We start from the raw sequence: 16,614 nt of genomic DNA on the forward strand, positions 1-16,614 counted from the left end.
CGTGGTCGGTGCTTAAGACCGTGGCGCGTGAAGAGAGAACCATGCCGGAGATACACCTCGACGACGACACCGTCAGTCGACTCGACAGCCTCCGCGAGGAGGACGAGGAGTACGACGAGATAGTCAACGAACTCATCAACATCTACGAAGCGGGCGAACTGACGATGTTTCACAGCGGCGACGAGATCTAACGCGGCGGACGCCGTCTCCGTAGCCCCGCCACTTCGTCCCCCCGCTCACTCCTGGTAAGCGACGCAGACCTGCTGCCACTTGCCTTTCTGTTCGAGATGCGACTGCAGTTCATCGGCGTACTCCTGCGTGAGTCGCTCGGCGCGTTCGAGCTGTTCCTGGTCGACGCCGCTGCTGCCGCCGCCGAGGCCGAGCGCGCCCTTTATCGAGTCGAAGATACCGCCGCCGCTGCCGCGGTTACTCCCCTCGGGTGCGCCGCCCATCGACTGCATCTGCGAGCGCACGTTCTCCAGTTCGGGGATTATCTGCGGGACTTTCTCCGTGTTGGCGACGATGCGCGCGTTCTCGGGGTCGTCGGCGTTCTCGATTTCGAACTCGGTGGCGGTCATGACGAGTCCCCACTCCTGACTCGTGAACGCCGAGTCACGGATTCGCTGGTTGAACTCCCGGTCGACGGTCATCCGCTCGCCGACGATGCTGTCGGTCCAGTTCTGCATACCCAACGATTAGCACACCGCCGGTATCAGCGTTGTGTCCCGGCGCGACTCCCCCTCGAACACCGTCGAGACGGCCGTTTTTCTGTCGCCGCGCTTATCACGTCGGCCTACCCTCTCGGAGTATGGAGCGGTACGACCTGCTGTATCGACTGTACGACGAGTTCGACACGAAGTCGCTGCGGGAGTATCAGGACTTCGTCGATGTCTTCCCGCCGGTCGACTCGCGCGTCGCACTCGACCACTGGCAAGAGGCGAACGACGAACTGGAGGAGCGAAAAGACGAGATTCGGTCGGCGTTCGCGATGGGTGCGACGTATGCTGAAGTCGCCGCGCGCGCGAACCGCGAACAGGCGTTCACCGCGTTGGACCTGCACTCGAAGTACGGTCGGGCGGTGAACGCGCTCGTGCTGGACGTCGACGAGACGCTCCGCTCGGCGGGGCGCACGGACAACGAGATTCCGCGCGACACGCTGCACATGCTCACCGAGTTCCACGATTCGGGCGTCCCCATCGTCATCTGCACCGGCCAGACGCTGGAGAACGTCAAGGGTTTCACGATTCAGGGGCTCGGCAACGAACTCGTCCACTCCGGCGACGTGAGCATCGTCTACGAGGCCGGCACCGGCGTGTTCACGCCGGGGCATGGGTCGGACACGAAGCGCCTGCTGTACGAGAATCTCGACCCCGAGATTCAGTCGGTGTTCGAGGAGATTCGCTCGCGAGTGCTGCCCAACGCCGCCGACGAACTGCGGCGCTCGGTTCATCTGCAGGGCAACGAGTTCAACGTCACGCTCAAGCCGAACTTCGAGACCGGCAGCAATCAGGCCGCGGCGATCATCGACGAAGCGCTCGTCTACCTGCTCGATCTGGTCGACGAAGCCGTCGTCAACTCGCTCGACGCCGCCGAAATCGCTGACGCTGACGACACTGACACTGCTGACGCCGATTCCGGTGACGCGACCGGACGCAGTCCGTCGTGGGCGCGGGCGTACTACGCCGACGCGGACAACGAGATCCGCGAGGTGCTCGAGTCCGAACACGCGGCTCCGGAACTGTCGCTCGAAGACGTACCCCCGGTCGTCGCCGACCGGTTCGACCGCATCGACGTCGCCTACTACCACGCCGACGCCGCCGAAGTCGGATCGCTCGAACTCAACAAGGCTGCGGGCGTCGAGTCCGCGCTCGACGTGCTCGGCGTCGACGACCCGTTCGTCCTCGTGATGGGCGACAGCAAATCCGACCTCCGAGTGATGCGGTGGGCCGCCGAGGAAGATGCCGGACTCGCCGCCGCCCCGGATCACTCCTCCCGCGACGTGTTGGGGCATGTGATGGAGACCGACGAACTGGTGTTCGACAGGGGTCGGTCGGCAGAGATGCTCCGGACGATTCACGTCCTCAACTTGCTCGCAAAACTGGGGTGAGTCGCGTCGGGGCGAATCAGGGTGCATCAGGGCGCTTCGAGGCTATTCGGAGCGAACCGAGTGACCCGATGGCGGGTTGAATCGCACTACACTCACAGAAAATGAACACTCTTTGATAACGAAAATACTATGTTTAAGATGCGTATCGTATTGTCACGATGCGGTTACGTCCCTCACAGTCGTCGTTCGCCCCCGGCGACCGGCTCTCGTTTGAGGGGACGCCGTTCGACGAGCGGGAGTTCTCGAATCTCTGGTTTCTCGCCGCGGCCGGCTACGGCGTCGGTGACACCGTCACGACCATCGCGCTGATGAACTACAGCCCGACCGTGATAGAGGGGAATCCGGTTCTGCGGTGGGCCGTCGCCCAGTTCGGTCAGAGCGGTCTCGTCGGGCTGAAACTAATCGCGTTATTCGCGTGTCTCGCGCTCAGCATCGACGCCATGCGCGACGGCGACAGACTCTGGTACTACGCACCGCCGGTGGCGCTGGCAATCGTCGGCGCGTTCACGACCGTCTACAACCTCCGTCTGATGCTCGGATAGTCGGCGACACGGTATACGCTTGTTCAGGAGGTCAGAGAAGCGACCACTGGCTCGGCCTGAGCGTCGTCTGTCGCACCCAGAACGAGCACGCATTCGTTCGGATAGATTCGACTCGGCGGTGGGATACGCTCAATTTCAGTAGGAAATTTTAAATATCCCCGTTAGTGACTGCTCTTCGATGGGTGTCATCGAAGTGGACGAGAAGGAGTTCTCACTGTCGCGCGAAGACGTCTTCGAGACGCTGAGCAACCGGCGGCGTCGATACGCTATTCACGCGCTTTTACAGGAGGAGGGGTCGGTCGAACTCGGCGACCTCGCTCGACAGGTCGCGGCGTGGGAGACGGGTCAGTCTCCGTCGGCGGTCTCCTCCGAGGAGCGTCGACGGGTGTACAACGCGCTCCAGCAGTCGCACCTCCCGAAGATGCACGACACGGGCATCGTCGAATACGACCGCGACCGAGGAACTATCACCACGACGACCGAGGCCTCCGACCTCCACGTGTATCTGGAGATCGTTCCGGGAAACGACATCCCATGGAGCGTCTACTATCTCCTGTTGGGCGCGTTCTCGCTCTCCTTCGCAGGGGCGGTCGTCGGTGGAGTACCGCCGTTCGGGGCGATTCCGGCGCTGGTCGGCGCGCTCGTTCCCGGGCTTCTTCTCGTCGCGTCCGCGGCGGTACACACCTTACACGGTCGCCGACAGCGACTCGGACGCGCCGGACTCCCACCGGAGCTTCGACACCGGAAAAACGACGCGTAGAGGTTCGTCGAGCGACATCGCACCGTCGCCGACGTACCCGACTGCCTCGTCGAATAACGATCTCACCTCGACTGTACGCTCGCCGCCTGTCGCGCCGACGGCCGATCGAACGGTTACGTATCGCCGTCGCCGACGGTGACACCGTCGCTGTCGCCGTCTGAGTCCGCAGATTTTACCGATCTAGTGTCACCGTTCGTACTCGTCTCGTCGAGACTCCCGAGCGACGAATCTGCGCCGTCCGAGGAGTCCTGTTCGCTCGGTGCCACCTACGCGTACAGGTACTCGTCGCCGACGACGTAGTACGCCTCTTCGTCGGGGTCGGCCAGGACCGCGTTCTGGGTGTCGATGGCGATGTCAACGAGGTCGCCCAACGAGGAGGCCTCGGCCCTCGGTTTCTCCCGCGCCGACGACGGAAGTCGAACGGTCGAGATCCACTCCTCGAACTCCAAGCGCTCGTCGAGGTACGCCAGTCGCCGCCGCTCCGCCGCCGTGATGTCGGCGTATCCGAACCGCCGGGGCGGCGAGAACGCCCGAGAGGCCAACCAACGAGAGCACGAGGAGCAGCGGTCCGCCCGCCGACCAGAGCGGTCCTCGCTCGTTCGCAACGACGACGGACTCCGTCACCTCGTAGCGACGCGTCTCGTCACCCGCTTCGGCGATACTGTAGGTACTTCCGTCCAAGGAGACACCCGACCGATGCCGTAGGACCGGGCGAAGCCGTCGACGTGACTGCCGTCGCGGAGTGCGAGGAGTCGACCACGGAGATGGTGGCGCTCACGATTGTGGGTGAGACCGACGACACGTCCGTCGAACTGACGCGCTCGATCCGCGTGACGTGCGTACCGGACGAAGGCCCTTCGTCCCTCTCGATGCAGTTCACGGGCTGCGGTAACGCCTTTGTCGACGGCGAGTTCGAGACGAAGGAGGTGACGGTCGTCACTGGAACAGGTCAGGAATCGATGCACAACACTACTACGACTGTCGAACCGGGTGAGAAGGTGAGAGCGGTGCCTAACCCGCCCAAGGGGCGTATTCTCGCCCTCGTCATCGACAGCCACCAATACGAGAACGACAACGACTGTCGTGACCGAGGCAGCCAGTAGTTACAAGCAGCTTCGGCGCAATCCTCCGACTGAGAAGCGGACGAGCGTTTCGTCCATAAAAAGTTTTACTACGCTGAGAGTAAAGTAGTAGCCATGGTGAAAAACTACGCGGAGCTCCACGACCCGAACGCGGAGTACACGATGCGAAACCTCTCTTCGGAGACGATGGGGCTCTCCAACGAGCGCGGCGGCGGCCGCGACGTGGAGATCACCGACGTGCAGACGACGATGATCAACGGGAACTTCCCGTGGACGCTCGTCCGAATCTACACCGACGCGGGCGTCGTCGGCACCGGTGAGGCGTACTGGGGCGCGGGCGTCCCTGAACTCATCGAGCGGATGCGACCGTTCCTCGTCGGCGAGAACCCGCTCGACATCGACCGGCTCTTCGAGCACCTTGTCCAGAAGATGTCCGGCGAAGGCTCCATCGCCGGCGTCACCGTCACGGCCATCTCGGGCATCGAAATCGCGTTGCACGACCTCGCGGGCAAGATTCTCGACGTGCCCGCCTACCAGCTGCTCGGCGGGAAGTACCGCGACGAGGTCCGTGTCTACTGCGACTGCCACACCGAAGACGAGGCCGACCCCGAGGCGTGCGCCGACGAGGCCGAGCGCGTCGTCGAGGAACTCGGCTACGACGCGCTGAAGTTCGATCTCGACGTCCCCTCGGGCCACGAGAAGGACCGCGCGAACCGCCACCTCCGACCGGGCGAGATCCGCCACAAGGCCGAAATCGTCGAGAAGGTGACCAAGCGCGTCAAGGACCGCGCCGACGTCGCGTTCGACTGCCACTGGACGTTTTCCGGAGGTAGCGCCAAGCGCCTCGCGAAGGCTATCGAGGAGTACGACGTCTGGTGGCTCGAAGACCCCGTACCACCGGAGAACCACGACGTCCAGCGCGAGGTGACGCAGTTCACCTCGACGCCCATCACCGCCGGCGAGAACGTCTACCGCAAGCACGGTCACCGCCAACTGCTCGAGTCGATGGGCGTCGACATCATCGCACCGGATATGCCGAAGGTCGGCGGCATGCGAGAGACGCGCAAGATCGCAGACCTGGCTGACACGTACTACGTACCCGTGGCGATGCACAATGTCGCCTCACCCGTCGCGACGATGGCCTCCGCGCACGTGGGCGCGTCCATCCCGAACTCGTTGGCCGTCGAATACCACTCCTACGAACTCGGCTGGTGGGAGGATTTGGTGCAGGAAGACGTCATCGAGAACGGCTACATCGAGATCCCCGAGAAGCCCGGTCTCGGCCTGACGCTCGACATGGACGTCGTCGAAGAGCGCATGGTCGACGGCGAAGAGCTGTTTGACGAGGCGTAGCCTCGTCATACCGCCGGCGCGAAAGGCGTTCACACGACGAGAAAATTTGCTTCTGGTACGTCTGAGCCGTCCGTTTTCGCGCAGTAGCTGGCTTATATACGGTTCAAACGTCGATACGACATCCAAGACGCCTGTGAGTCACCCGATTCGTGGGTTCGGTCACCGTTCCACCGCGTACCCGCCGACGACGTCGCAGTCGTAGATATCCGGTTCGACGCCGGTCCGCTCGGGATACTCCCGTCGAATCGCCGCCTCGAACTCGGCGACGGCCTCCGGCGCGACGAGCGAGACGACAGAGCCGCCGAACCCCGCGCCGGTGAGTCGCGCGCCGTAGACGCCCTCGGTTTCGCGGGCGACATCGACGACCAGATCCAGTTCCGCACAGCTAACCTCGTAGTCGCCGCGCAGGCTCTCGTGAGAGTCGAACATCAACTCGCCGACGGCGGTAAAATCGCCCTCCCGGAGCGCCGCGGCGGCGCGTCGAACGCGCTCGTTTTCGGAGACGACGTGTCGACAGCGGCGACGGATCGTCTCGGGAAGTGCGTCGGCGTGGGCGTTGAGCGCCGCCGGAGAGACGTCCCGGAGCGACCCGATTTCGGCGTCGAGTCGGTCGTCCAGCAGGTCGACGCCCCGAGCGCACTCCCGAACCCGGTCGTTGTACGCCGAGTCGACGAGTTCGTGTTCGACGTTCGTGTCCACCGCGACGATGCGAGCGCGGTCGCCGTCGAAGGGGACGAGTTCGGTCGAGCGGTCCCGGCAGTCCAGAAACAGCGCGGCGTCGGCCTCACAGAGTGCGACGGCGTACTGGTCCATGATGCCGCAGTCGAGACCGACGAACTCGGTCTCGGCGCGCCACGCGAGATCGGCGAGGCTCCGGCGGTCAACGTCCAACTCGAACGCGGTCACGAGCGCGCCGCCGACGGCGAGTTCTAGCGCCGCTGAGGAAGAGAGTCCGGCCCCGCGAGGGACATCGCCGACGATGGCGAGCTCCGCGCCGCGGACCGCCTCTCCTCCGTCGACCGCCCGGAGTTCTGCGACGACGCCCTTCACGTAATCGACCCACTCGGCGGCGTCGGGCGGGTCAAGTTTCGAGAGTTCGAACGTCGCCGCCTCGGCGAAATCCGCCGAATAGACGCGAATTGTCTCGTCGTCGCGAGCGCGCGCGGCGACGGCGGTGCGGCGGTCGATAGCCGCTGGAAGGACGAAGCCGTCGTTGTAGTCGGTGTGGCCGCCGACGAGGTTGACGCGGCCGGGCGCTGTCGCGCCGACTATACGTCCGCCTTCGCCGAACTGAGCGACGAGTTCGTCGGCCGCTCGGTCGAGTTGCTCCGACATCTGTTGTGCTTCTAACGACGCCCGTCCGTATTAGTGTACGTCCGGAAACCCTGTATCTGCTGTATCGACGCCGTCGCACATCGGTCGCGAGCGACGGGGAATATTTACTCTCATAGGTCCATGATACCGTATGTCTCGGAGTGAGTACGCTGTCGACTACGAACTGAGCGACGACGACGTGAACGTCCACCACGTTTGGGACAACGAAATCGATCCGGTACTGACCGTCGAACCCGGCGACGTGATTCGGTTCGAGTGCCGCGACGCGCTCGACGGACAGGTGACGAAAGACTCGACGGCCGAGGATCTCGCCAACGCGAATTTCGACCCAATCCACCCGCTGACCGGGCCTGTTGCCGTCGAAGGCGCCGAACCCGGCGACGTGCTCGCCGTCGAACTGCTGGAGTTCGAGCACAAGGGCTGGGGCTTCACCGGCTACTTGCCCGGCGAGATGGGTCTCGGACTTCTCCCCGACGAGTTCGAGGAGCCGGGTCTGTACATCTGGGACCTTGGCGAGGAGACGGCCGAGTTCGTCAACGGCATCGAGATTCCACTCGATATGTTCCCCGGAATCATCGGCGTCGCGCCGGGCGCACCGGGCGAACACGACACGCTCCCGCCGAGAGACACCGGCGGTAACATGGACGTCAAACACATAACCACTGGGTCGACGGTGTACCTCCCCGTCGAGACCGAGGGCGGCCTCTTCTCGACGGCGGACTGCCACGCTGCGCAGGGCGACGGCGAGGTGTGCGTCACGGGCATCGAGGCACCGATGTTCGTGACCGCGCGCTTCGACGTGCGAAAGGACACGAACATCGAACAGCCGCAGTTCGAGACCGACGGCCCGTTCACCCCGACGGGGCAGGACGAGCGGATGTACGGGACGACGGGCATCGACAGCGACCTGATGGAGGCGACGAGGAAGGCGGTCCGGCACATGATAGACCACCTGCACGACGAGCGCGGCCTGACGCGCGGGGAGGCGTACATCCTCTGCTCGGCGGCCGTCGATCTGAAGATAAGCGAAGTCGTCGACGCGCCTAACTGGACTGTCACGGCGTACCTGCCGGAGAGCATCTTCCCGTAGTCTCGCACTCGCCCGTCGCTCCCACAGCGGTCTTTACAGCCCCAACCGCTCGGCTATCTTCCGACCCATCATCTGCGGGTCCTCCTCGACGATTTCGAGTTCGTCGCCGGCGCGGATCGTCCCCGGTTCGACGACGTCGGCGCAGATGCCGCCGCGTCGGTTCTTCAGCGCCTGCGCGACGCCTTCCTCGTCCGCCACTTGCTCGACGTGCGCGCAGGGCGGCCGGGGACGCGTCCCGCGGAGGAGAGCGTCGCCGACGCGGAACGTCGAGTGCAGCAGGTCGTGGACCTCGACATCGCGGGTGACGACGTTTCGGCGGTGGCGGCCGTCTGTCAGGTCGATGCCGAACTCCTCGCGAATCTCGTCGATAGCCTCGGCTTCGATGAGCGTCACCTCGCAGACGTCGTACGGCGAGTAGTAGCCGCGCCCCGTCTGGTAGCGGTCGCCGCTGAGTCCTCCCTCGACGGCGTCGACGCTGTCGAGTTCTTCCATCGGGGCGCTGTCCTCAGCGGTGACGAAGATGGTTTCGACGTGTGCCATACTTCGGCTATTACGCCCACTCACAAAGCGGTTCGTCGGCGCGGGTCGAACTGGTGAGTCGTCGTCGATGAGAGTCGCACGCTCACCCGCGACGCATCGCCCAGTTGCACGCGGTGCCACCGCGCGCCCGATTTATGTGCTACACGTGAGTATCGGAAGCCGTGACACGGGTTGTACTCATCACCGGTTGCGACGAGGGTACCGGACGACGGGCGGCGCGAGCGTTCGCGGACGCCGACTGGACCGTCTACGCAACGGGTCTCGACGAGGATGCGCTCGAACCGCTCGAAGACGAGGGCTGCGAGACGGCCGTCCTCGACGTGACCGACGCCGAGGCGGGGTCGGTCGTCGACGACGTCGCCAAGGAGGCGGGCCGTCTCGACTGCGTTGTCAACAACGCCGGCGTCGGCCACCTCGGGGCCGTCGAGGAGACCGACGCCGGGGACGTCTCCGACCTCTTCGAGGTGAACGTCGTCGGGATGCACCGCTTGACCAGAGCCGCTCTCCCGCACCTCCGCGACTCCGAGATCGGGCGCGTCGTGAATCTGTCGAGCGTCGTCGGTCGCTACCCGCTGCCGGGGATGGCCGCCTACACCGCCTCGAAGTTCGCCGTCGAGGGCTGGACGGAGGCGCTCCGCGCCGAACTCGAACCGTTCGGCGTCGACGCGATACTCGTCGAACCCGGCGTCATCGGCACTGGGTTCGTCGACGACCTCTTCTCGGAACTCGACGACCGAGTCGCCGAGGGCGGCCGGTACGCCGACCTCTACCGGATGCTCGACTACTGGTTGCCGGACCTCGCCGACCTCGGCGGCGACGCCGACGAGGCGGTAAAGACCATCGTTCGCGCTGCCAGCGCGCCGAAACCGCGCGAGCGCTATCCCGTCGGGATGCAGGGTCGAGCGCTCGTTCTCGGCGGTCACCTCCCGGGCTGGGTCCGCGACGCGGGATGGCGCGTCGCCCGCAATGTCTCGCGCGTGTTCGGGAAGTAACGGCGGACCTTTTCGAAATTCGACGCTCTGGTTCAGTCGAATTTAACGGCGGTCCCGTACGCCAGCAACTCCGCCCCGCTCTGGGCGATGTTGGAGGTGACGAACCGCACGTTTACGACGGCATCCGCGCCCAATTCCTCGGCTTCTGCTTCCATTCGAGAGCCTCCTCGCGGGCGTCGGACATCAGTTCGGTGTAGCCTTTCAGTTCTCCGCCGACCACGTTTCGCAGACCTTGGGTGATGTCGCGGCCGATGTTGCGGGCGCGGACCGTGTTTTCGCGGACGACACCGAGCGTCTCGGTGATTTCGCGACCTGCGGTCATATCACTTCTGGAGAGTTACAATCTCCCCGAGCTGTCGTTCGGGGATTTATCTTTTCACCCGACGAAGCCCGGGTATGCAGTTCGATCACGCTGGCGTCGCCACCCCCGACGCCGACGCGCTCGCGGAGTTGTTCGGAGAGTTGTTCGACGCCCCAGAGGCCCACCGCGAGGAGTTCGACGGGATGACCGTCGTCTTTCTCGAACTCGACGACGGCTACTTCGAACTCCTCGAACCGCACGCCGACGGCGCTATCGCGCGCTATCTCGACAACACCGGACCCGGACTCCATCACTTCGCCCTCGCGACGGAGGACATCGAGTCGGCGCTCGAAACGGCCAAAGCGGCGGGCGTCGAACTCATCGACGAGAAACCGAGACCCGGTGCGTGGGGACATCAAGTCGCCTTCTTGCATCCGAAATCGACCGGCGGCGTCCTCGTCGAGTTCGTCGAGCACTGAGCGGGAGACGCGTTTTATTCTCCGACACCTCGACGTTCGTCTAAGCTGTACAGCCGGTTACGACAGCCGATACCGTCGGGAGATGCCGATGCAAAGACAGTTGTGCTCCGACTGCCATCCGGAGGTATGCGCGATTGGCTCTCGCACCGGGCACAGACGTCCCCGACGGCGACGGCGCTCGTCGTCGCCGATTCGGGGGCCGAGTGGACCGTCGCCGAACTCGACGCCGCCGTCGAGGAGACGGCGGGCCGCCTCGCCGCCCTCGGCGTCGAACCGGACGACCACCTCGGCGTCCTCATGGACAGTCGGGTGGCGTACGTGCTGTTCGTCCACGCCTCGATGCGACTCGGTGCGACGCTCGTCCCCCTGAACGACCGCCTCACCGCCGCCGAACTCGGCCCGCAGATAGACCGCGCCGACCTGACAGCGCTCGTCTGCGGTGAGACGACCGAGGAGACGGCCGTCGAAGCGGTCGAGCACGCCGAAGGGACCGGAGCGGACGGAGAGACCGCAGCGGCGGTCCCGCTCGTCTCGGTCGACGAACCGCAGACGAGCGCCGTCGAGTCGTTCAAAGACGTGACCGCCGAATCGTTCGTCCCCGCCGAGTGGGAGCGCTCGGACCCGCTTCTGGTGCTGTTCACGTCGGGAACGACCGGCGACCCGAAAGCCGTCGTCCTCGAGATGGGGAACGTGCTGTCGAGCGCCGTCGCCTCCGCGTTCCACCTCGGCATCTCGCCAGACGACCGCTGGTTGGTGCCGCTGTCGCTGTACCACATGGGCGGCATCGGTCCGATTCTGCGCGGTCCGCTCTACGGCATCACCGTTGTCCTCCGCGAGGAGTACGAACCCGGGTCGACCGCCGACGACGTCGGGCAGTACGACATCACGTGCGTCTCGCTCGTCCCGACGATGCTCACGCAGATGCTCGACACGCGCGGGACGCTCGCCGACTCGCTGCGAGTCGTCCTCCTCGGCGGCGCGCCGGCCCCGCGGTCGCTCGTCAAGCGCTGCCGCGACTACTCCGTCCCGGTGCATCCGACGTACGGGATGACCGAGACGGCTTCGCAGATAGCGACCGCCCGCCCGCAGGAGGCGTTCGACAACCCCGGGACGGTCGGTCGCCCGCTCTACTGGACGCAACTGACCGTCGTCAACGAGGACGGCGCCGAACTTCCGCCGAACGAAGTCGGCGAGTTGGTCGTCGACGGCCCGACCGTCTCGCCGGGCTACTACGACGACGAGGAGGCCACGGAGGCGGCGTTCGGCCCGAACGGACTCCACACCGGCGACGTCGGTTACCGCGACGAGGAGGGTCGCGTCTACGTGCTCAACCGCCTCGACGACCGCATCATCACCGGCGGCGAGAACGTCGACCCCGGCGAAATCGTCGAGACGCTCCGCTCACACCCCGACGTCGCCGACGCCGCCGTTGTCGGCGTCCCCGACGACGAGTGGGGCGAACGGGTCGCGGCGCTTCTCGTCCCGAAGAATCCCAATCTCACCGTCGAGGAAGTCGAATCGTTCTGTCGGGAGCGGCTCGCGGGGTTCAAACTCCCACGGACTATCGAGTTCGACCACGAACTCCCCCGAACGGTCTCGGGGACCGTCGACCGGGCGGCGCTCCGAGACCGGTTGGACGACGGCGTCCGCATCGAGGACGCCGAGTCGTCGGAACCGACGCGCGAACTTAGCGAACCGGAGGGCACGGCAGAAGACGAGGCTACCACCGACGCCGAAGCGACGCGAGTATCAGCCGAGCTGGCGGAGTCGGCCGACGACGGAGCCGACCACGTCGGAGACGTGGTCGAAGAAGCCGAGTCGACCGAAGATTCCCCCGAAGACGACTCGCCGGCCGACGACGCGCTCGAACCCTCTGACGAAGCCGACCGCAATACCATCGACGACGCTGACGAGGCCGACGATACTGGCGACGCCGACGACGTCGTCGGCGTCGACGAGTCACGAGAGTCGTCGACCGACGACCGCTGAGTTCGGGGTGGCGAACCGCCGAGAGCGCTGACAGATGCGGAAACCACCAACGCGACGTTTACTCCGGGTCGGTTCGGCGGTTCTCGACGCGACAACGTTTGGAACCACCCGTTTCGCCGGATAAACGGTTCTACGCAGACGTGCAGAGTAAACCTCACGCACGTTAGTTACCGTTCCACGAGCTATTTTACCACGTGCCACAGAGGTGTCACCATGGACCTTCTGGACGACACTATCGTCCCGGAGCACGCCTGCGAGGTCAAGCAGGCGGCCCGGGAGTTCGCCGAGGAACAGATCGAACCGAACGCCGAGGAGTACTTCCGGGCGGGCGACTACCCGTGGGAGGTTCTGGAGGCGGGGCAGGAGGCGGGACTCATCGCCCAAGACATCGGCGAGGAGTACGGCGGCAAAGGGTACGACATGTACCAAGTACTTGCGCTGGCCGAGGAGTTCTACCGCGCCGACGCCGGTATCGGTCTCACGCTCATGCTCGCGAGTTTCGGCTGCGAAATCGTCGAACACTACGGCAGCGAAGAACAGAAGGAGGAGTACCTCCGACCGGTCGCCGAGTGTGAGCAGATTTCGGGGCTCGCCGTCTCCGAACCCGACACCGGGTCGGACATGGCGGGGATGACGACCACGGCCAAAAAAGTCGACGAGGGCTACGCGCTCAACGGCGAGAAGTACTGGGTTGGCAACGCTGTCGAAGCCGACTGGCTCACCGTCTACGCGAAAACCGGCGACGCCGAGGACCGCTACTCGAACTACTCGATGTTCATCGTCGAGACCGACACCGACGGCTACGAGGCCGAGCACATCCCCGAGAAGATGGGGATGCGCGCCTCCAAACAAGGCCACATCGTCTTCGACGACTGCGTCGTGCCCGAGGAGAACCTCATCGGCAGCGAGGGCGGCGGCTTCTACATGCTCGCGGACTTTTTCAACCACGGCCGCGTCGCCGTCGGCGGTCACGGTCTCGGCCTCGCCGCGGCGGCCATCGAGGAGGCGTGGTCGTTCGTCCACGACCGCGAGGCGTTCGGCCGCAACGTCTCGGAGTTCCAGGCCGTCCAGCACATCCTCGCCGACATGCGCATGGAGTTCGAGGCCGCCCGCGCGCTCAACTGGCGCGCCGCCCAGAAAGTTCAAGACGGCGAGAACGCCGGCTTCTGGGCAGCGGCAACTAAAACGAAGTCGACCGAAGTCGCGAACTTCTGCGCAGAACGCGGGATGCAGCTGCACGGTGGGCGCTCTATTCTCACCGACCGCCGCATCGCCCGCGTCTACCGCGACGTGCGCATCCCGGTCATCTACGAGGGCGCGAACGAGATACAGCGCAACCTCATCTACCGGCAGTCGAAGTAAGCGAGTTCGCTCCGCCTTCTCGCCCGTCACACTCTCCGTCGGGAGTCACCTACCAGCGAACGCGACAAAATCCTTAGACACGTCGGCGACGTTTCCGAGCGCGTCGACCGTCTTGCCGACGGTCCGACGATGGAACCGACCGTGTCACCCGAACTCACCGCCGCCACCGCCGCCCGCTACCGCCTCCGCTCGCAGCGTCTCGTGCCGCGCACAGACGACCAGACGACCGTCTCGAACCTTCTCACCGCCGTCTCCGGCATCCAGGCCCAAGAGAAACCGGCGGCCGCACTCGGCGTGCGCGCACGAAGTAGCACGCTGACCAAGGCGGACCTCGAACGCGCGCTGTACGAGGAGCGGTCGGTCGTCAGGACGTGGTGCATTCGCGGAGCGCTCCACCTCGTCGCCGCTTCGGATCTCGCGCTGTTGCTCCCGATATTCGGGTCGACGTTCGTCTCCCGGGGACCGGAGCCGAAACGACTCGAAGCGATGGGTCTCGACGAGGCCGCAATCGACCGCGCGATGGAGGTGATCCGCGACGCACTCCGCGAGGAAGGACCGCTCACCCGCGAGGAGATCGCTCGCGTCCTCCGCGAAAGCGGCGTCGGCGTCGACTCCGAAAGTCAAGCGCCGTATCATCTGGTCCGCCGCGCCGCGCTGCTCGGGATTCTCTGCGAAGTCGCGCCCAAGGAGGGACAGACGGCCTACGACCTGCTCGACGAGTGGGTGCAGTTCGACGACCCGCCGGACAGGCAGGACGCGCTCGTCGAACTCGCCCGCCGCTACCTCCGGGCGTTCCAGCCCGCGTCGATGGACGATTTCGCGGCGTGGTCGGGGCTGTACGTGCGCGATGTGAAGCTCGCGTGGGGCCTCGTCGCCGACGAAACGACCGAGGTAACCGTCGACGGAACGCAAGCCGCGATGCTCACTGACGACCTCGAAGCGTACGAGTCGGCGACGAAGCCGACGAACTCGACCGATTCGCGCGGTGCGGCCGACGCGGCCGACCGCGTCCGACTCGTCCCTGGCTACGATTCCTACCTGCTCGGCTACGAGAAGGAGAACCGCCCGATACCGAGAGAACACGAATCGCGCGTCTGGCCGGGTGCGGGCATCATCCGTCCGACGCTCGTCGTCGACGGCCACGTCACCGGAACATGGCGACTCGACCGCTCGCGAGCGACGACGGCAGCCGTCGTCGACCCGTTCGAGCCGTTCGACCCCGACCTCGAAGTGCCGCTCCGAGACGAAGTCGAGGACGTGGGCCGGTTTCTCGACATCGAAATCGAACTCCGATTCGTCGACTGAACGCGGTTTCGCGGCTCAGTCCGCCGTCGCCGCTCGCGCCGCCCCGTTCTCGGCGGGCGTCACGCGACGCTCCAGCGCCAGCACGCCGACGGCGAGACCGACGCATCCGAGCGCGAGCGTCGGCCACAGCCAGACCTCGATCCCCAGATCGAAGAACGCGCCGCCGAGAGCTGCGCCGATACCGAAGCCGAGCCGTTTGGCGATTTCGACGAGCGAGAGACCTGTCCCGCGCTTGGCCTCGGAGGAGATGTCGCTGGCGAGCGAGGAGACAAGCGGCGAGTGTAGAATCTCGCCGAGCGTCCGGAGCACGAGAAACGTGCCGACGAGTGCGACGCCTGCAGCGACCGGAATTGACGCGCCGACGACGGGGCCGAGCGCAACGACCCAGACGGCGAGCATCGCCGCCGCCCAGAAACCCGCCGAGACGACCAGTCCCCGGGTCCGTCGCCAGTCGGCGACGGCGGCGACGAGCGGCAACTGGAGCGTGACGATGACTATCGGGTTGAGCACGTAGAGCGTCCCAAGTTCGGCCGACGTAAGGCCGAGCGTCTCGGTAGCGACAACGGGGACCGTCGCCTGCATCTGTGCGTACATTACCGCGAAGCCGACGTTGAGAAGCGCGAGAAAGACAATTCGCGGTCGCGTGACAGCGCGTCGCCAGTCCGACAGCGCCGACGCCAGTGAGGACGCCGCGGTGGTCTCCGAACTCGTTCCGTCGTCGCCGCGTCGAACCCGCGGCAGCGTCGCCCAGAGCAACACTGCGACGACGCCGCAGGTGAGTCCGTCGGCGACGAAGACGGCCAACTGCGCGATGGTGTAGAGGACGCCGCCCACGACGAATCCGAGACCGAACCCGGCGTTGTTGGCGACCTTCAGGAGCGCGAAGGCTCTGTCGCGTTCGCTCCCGTCGGTCAAATCGGCTATCATCGCCTGACTCGCGGGCGGAAAGAGACCGAGCGTCAGTCCGGCGGCCGTCGCAACGGCGACGAAACCGGCCGCGTTCGTCACCGCGGCGTAGGCGGCGAGGGTCAGCGTCGACAGCGCCATGCTCGTCACCATCACAGGCTTGCGGCCGATTCGGTCGGCGGCGAACCCGCCGACTGCGGTGCCGACCGCGGTGGCGACGTTGTTGAGGAGGAGACCGAAGCCGACGACGCCGAGCGAGATGCCGACCTCGAGGTGGAAGTGAACCGTCGCGAACGGGTAGACGAGACCGGAGCCGAACAGGTTGACAAGTTGGCCGAGCGAGACGAGATAAACCGGCCGACGAAAGCCGCGCACGGCGTCCAACGATGGGGTTCGCACGTCGGCCGGTTCTCCGGCGCTCCTCCTGAACGATTCGGTGGCGGCCCGCGTTTCCGCGATTTGCCGCGCGCT

18 protein-coding genes and 1 pseudogene are annotated in these 16,614 nt (G+C 65.4%); 12 read left to right on the forward strand and 7 right to left on the reverse strand.

Annotated elements, in window-relative coordinates:
* The first annotated feature begins 41 nt into the window (after positions 1–41).
* The gene (locus tag LAQ58_RS06930) at positions 42–191 is read left to right on the forward strand and encodes a DUF7557 family protein (protein WP_224449871.1); all 150 of its coding nucleotides are present in this window, start codon (positions 42–44) and stop codon (positions 189–191) included.
* Between the two features lie 45 nt (positions 192–236).
* Here the strand turns inward: LAQ58_RS06930 and LAQ58_RS06935 are convergent, their stop codons facing one another.
* Positions 237–686, reverse strand: coding sequence for a DUF5799 family protein (locus tag LAQ58_RS06935; RefSeq protein WP_224449872.1), 450 nt, complete (start codon positions 684–686; stop codon positions 237–239).
* Positions 687–808: 122 nt separating this feature from the next.
* Between LAQ58_RS06935 and LAQ58_RS06940 the strand changes: the two genes are divergently transcribed.
* The 3 genes from LAQ58_RS06940 to LAQ58_RS06950 all read left to right on the forward strand — a co-directional run bounded on the left by LAQ58_RS06940 (position 809) and on the right by LAQ58_RS06950 (position 3,409).
* On the forward strand, positions 809–2,107 hold the full coding sequence (locus LAQ58_RS06940; protein WP_224449873.1) for an HAD family hydrolase: 1,299 nt from the start codon (positions 809–811) through the stop codon (positions 2,105–2,107).
* A gap of 158 nt (positions 2,108–2,265) precedes the next feature.
* On the forward strand, positions 2,266–2,649 hold the full coding sequence (locus LAQ58_RS06945; protein WP_224449874.1) for a DUF5658 family protein: 384 nt from the start codon (positions 2,266–2,268) through the stop codon (positions 2,647–2,649).
* Positions 2,650–2,827: 178 nt separating this feature from the next.
* On the forward strand, positions 2,828–3,409 hold the full coding sequence (locus tag LAQ58_RS06950; protein WP_224449875.1) for a DUF7344 domain-containing protein: 582 nt from the start codon (positions 2,828–2,830) through the stop codon (positions 3,407–3,409).
* Between the two features lie 113 nt (positions 3,410–3,522).
* Here the strand turns inward: LAQ58_RS06950 and LAQ58_RS06955 are convergent, their stop codons facing one another.
* Positions 3,523–3,675: a hypothetical protein gene (locus tag LAQ58_RS06955; RefSeq protein ID WP_224449876.1), complete on the reverse strand. Its 153-nt coding sequence runs from the start codon at positions 3,673–3,675 to the stop codon at positions 3,523–3,525.
* Positions 3,676–3,951: a DUF5305 family protein gene (locus tag LAQ58_RS06960; protein WP_224449877.1), complete on the reverse strand. Its 276-nt coding sequence runs from the start codon at positions 3,949–3,951 to the stop codon at positions 3,676–3,678.
* A 183-nt stretch (positions 3,952–4,134) separates the two neighbouring features.
* On the opposite strand from LAQ58_RS06960, the gene LAQ58_RS06965 reads away from it, so the two are divergent.
* Together LAQ58_RS06965 and LAQ58_RS06970 are read left to right on the forward strand one after the other, a co-directional pair.
* Positions 4,135–4,512: a hypothetical protein gene (locus tag LAQ58_RS06965; protein ID WP_224449878.1), complete on the forward strand. Its 378-nt coding sequence runs from the start codon at positions 4,135–4,137 to the stop codon at positions 4,510–4,512.
* Between the two features lie 93 nt (positions 4,513–4,605).
* The gene (locus tag LAQ58_RS06970) at positions 4,606–5,844 is read left to right on the forward strand and encodes a mandelate racemase/muconate lactonizing enzyme family protein (protein WP_224449879.1); all 1,239 of its coding nucleotides are present in this window, start codon (positions 4,606–4,608) and stop codon (positions 5,842–5,844) included.
* A gap of 159 nt (positions 5,845–6,003) precedes the next feature.
* On the opposite strand, the gene galK is transcribed toward LAQ58_RS06970, so the two are convergent.
* A complete protein-coding gene (galK, locus tag LAQ58_RS06975) occupies positions 6,004–7,179 on the reverse strand; it encodes a galactokinase (protein WP_224449880.1) in 1,176 nt (391 codons plus the stop codon).
* Between the two features lie 130 nt (positions 7,180–7,309).
* On the opposite strand from galK, the gene LAQ58_RS06980 reads away from it, so the two are divergent.
* Complete coding sequence (locus LAQ58_RS06980) at positions 7,310–8,269, forward strand: acetamidase/formamidase family protein (RefSeq protein ID WP_224449881.1); 960 nt, start codon at positions 7,310–7,312, stop codon at positions 8,267–8,269.
* Between the two features lie 33 nt (positions 8,270–8,302).
* Here LAQ58_RS06980 and LAQ58_RS06985 read toward each other — a convergent pair whose 3' ends face one another.
* Positions 8,303–8,809 carry an MOSC domain-containing protein gene (locus LAQ58_RS06985; RefSeq protein WP_224449882.1) on the reverse strand — a complete coding sequence of 169 codons (507 nt, stop codon included), beginning with the start codon at positions 8,807–8,809 and terminating at the stop codon, positions 8,303–8,305.
* Between the two features lie 161 nt (positions 8,810–8,970).
* Between LAQ58_RS06985 and LAQ58_RS06990 the strand changes: the two genes are divergently transcribed.
* Positions 8,971–9,801 carry an SDR family oxidoreductase gene (locus tag LAQ58_RS06990; RefSeq protein WP_224449883.1) on the forward strand — a complete coding sequence of 277 codons (831 nt, stop codon included), beginning with the start codon at positions 8,971–8,973 and terminating at the stop codon, positions 9,799–9,801.
* 32 nt (positions 9,802–9,833) lie between these two features.
* On the opposite strand, the pseudogene LAQ58_RS06995 reads toward LAQ58_RS06990, so the two are convergent.
* Positions 9,834–10,123: pseudogene (locus tag LAQ58_RS06995) on the reverse strand (YbjQ family protein).
* A 74-nt stretch (positions 10,124–10,197) separates the two neighbouring features.
* Between LAQ58_RS06995 and mce the strand changes: the two are divergent.
* From mce to LAQ58_RS07015, 4 genes are all read left to right on the forward strand, one after another.
* The gene (gene mce, locus LAQ58_RS07000) at positions 10,198–10,581 is read left to right on the forward strand and encodes a methylmalonyl-CoA epimerase (RefSeq protein WP_224449884.1); all 384 of its coding nucleotides are present in this window, start codon (positions 10,198–10,200) and stop codon (positions 10,579–10,581) included.
* Positions 10,582–10,707: 126 nt separating this feature from the next.
* Positions 10,708–12,570 carry an o-succinylbenzoate--CoA ligase gene (gene menE, locus LAQ58_RS07005; protein ID WP_317988543.1) on the forward strand — a complete coding sequence of 621 codons (1,863 nt, stop codon included), beginning with the start codon at positions 10,708–10,710 and terminating at the stop codon, positions 12,568–12,570.
* 213 nt (positions 12,571–12,783) lie between these two features.
* Positions 12,784–13,932 carry an acyl-CoA dehydrogenase family protein gene (locus LAQ58_RS07010; protein WP_224449885.1) on the forward strand — a complete coding sequence of 383 codons (1,149 nt, stop codon included), beginning with the start codon at positions 12,784–12,786 and terminating at the stop codon, positions 13,930–13,932.
* A gap of 129 nt (positions 13,933–14,061) precedes the next feature.
* Complete coding sequence (locus tag LAQ58_RS07015; RefSeq protein ID WP_224449886.1) at positions 14,062–15,237, forward strand: winged helix DNA-binding domain-containing protein; 1,176 nt, start codon at positions 14,062–14,064, stop codon at positions 15,235–15,237.
* 15 nt (positions 15,238–15,252) lie between these two features.
* On the opposite strand, the gene LAQ58_RS07020 is transcribed toward LAQ58_RS07015, so the two are convergent.
* Positions 15,253–16,542, reverse strand: coding sequence for an MFS transporter (locus tag LAQ58_RS07020; RefSeq protein WP_224449887.1), 1,290 nt, complete (start codon positions 16,540–16,542; stop codon positions 15,253–15,255).
* Positions 16,543–16,614: the final 72 nt, after the last annotated feature.

Origin of the sequence: Haloprofundus salilacus (assembly GCF_020150815.1) — an archaeon.
GTDB classification, from domain to species: domain Archaea; phylum Halobacteriota; class Halobacteria; order Halobacteriales; family Haloferacaceae; genus Haloprofundus; species Haloprofundus salilacus.

What these genes read in the sequence shown, in the direction of transcription:
- menE (WP_317988543.1), top strand. Translation starts at nt 10,708, where the DNA reads ATGCGCGATTGGCTCTCGCACCGGGCACAGACGTCCCCGACGGCGACG.
- LAQ58_RS06930 (WP_224449871.1), top strand. Translation starts at nt 42, where the DNA reads ATGCCGGAGATACACCTCGACGACGACACCGTCAGTCGACTCGACAGC.
- LAQ58_RS07010 (WP_224449885.1), top strand. Translation starts at nt 12,784, where the DNA reads ATGGACCTTCTGGACGACACTATCGTCCCGGAGCACGCCTGCGAGGTC.
- LAQ58_RS06980 (WP_224449881.1), top strand. Translation starts at nt 7,310, where the DNA reads ATGTCTCGGAGTGAGTACGCTGTCGACTACGAACTGAGCGACGACGAC.
- LAQ58_RS06940 (WP_224449873.1), top strand. Translation starts at nt 809, where the DNA reads ATGGAGCGGTACGACCTGCTGTATCGACTGTACGACGAGTTCGACACG.
- LAQ58_RS06935 (WP_224449872.1), bottom strand. Translation starts at nt 686, where the DNA reads ATGCAGAACTGGACCGACAGCATCGTCGGCGAGCGGATGACCGTCGAC.
- LAQ58_RS07015 (WP_224449886.1), top strand. Translation starts at nt 14,062, where the DNA reads ATGGAACCGACCGTGTCACCCGAACTCACCGCCGCCACCGCCGCCCGC.
- LAQ58_RS06970 (WP_224449879.1), top strand. Translation starts at nt 4,606, where the DNA reads ATGGTGAAAAACTACGCGGAGCTCCACGACCCGAACGCGGAGTACACG.
- mce (WP_224449884.1), top strand. Translation starts at nt 10,198, where the DNA reads ATGCAGTTCGATCACGCTGGCGTCGCCACCCCCGACGCCGACGCGCTC.
- galK (WP_224449880.1), bottom strand. Translation starts at nt 7,179, where the DNA reads ATGTCGGAGCAACTCGACCGAGCGGCCGACGAACTCGTCGCTCAGTTC.
- LAQ58_RS06985 (WP_224449882.1), bottom strand. Translation starts at nt 8,809, where the DNA reads ATGGCACACGTCGAAACCATCTTCGTCACCGCTGAGGACAGCGCCCCG.
- LAQ58_RS06945 (WP_224449874.1), top strand. Translation starts at nt 2,266, where the DNA reads ATGCGGTTACGTCCCTCACAGTCGTCGTTCGCCCCCGGCGACCGGCTC.
- LAQ58_RS06950 (WP_224449875.1), top strand. Translation starts at nt 2,828, where the DNA reads ATGGGTGTCATCGAAGTGGACGAGAAGGAGTTCTCACTGTCGCGCGAA.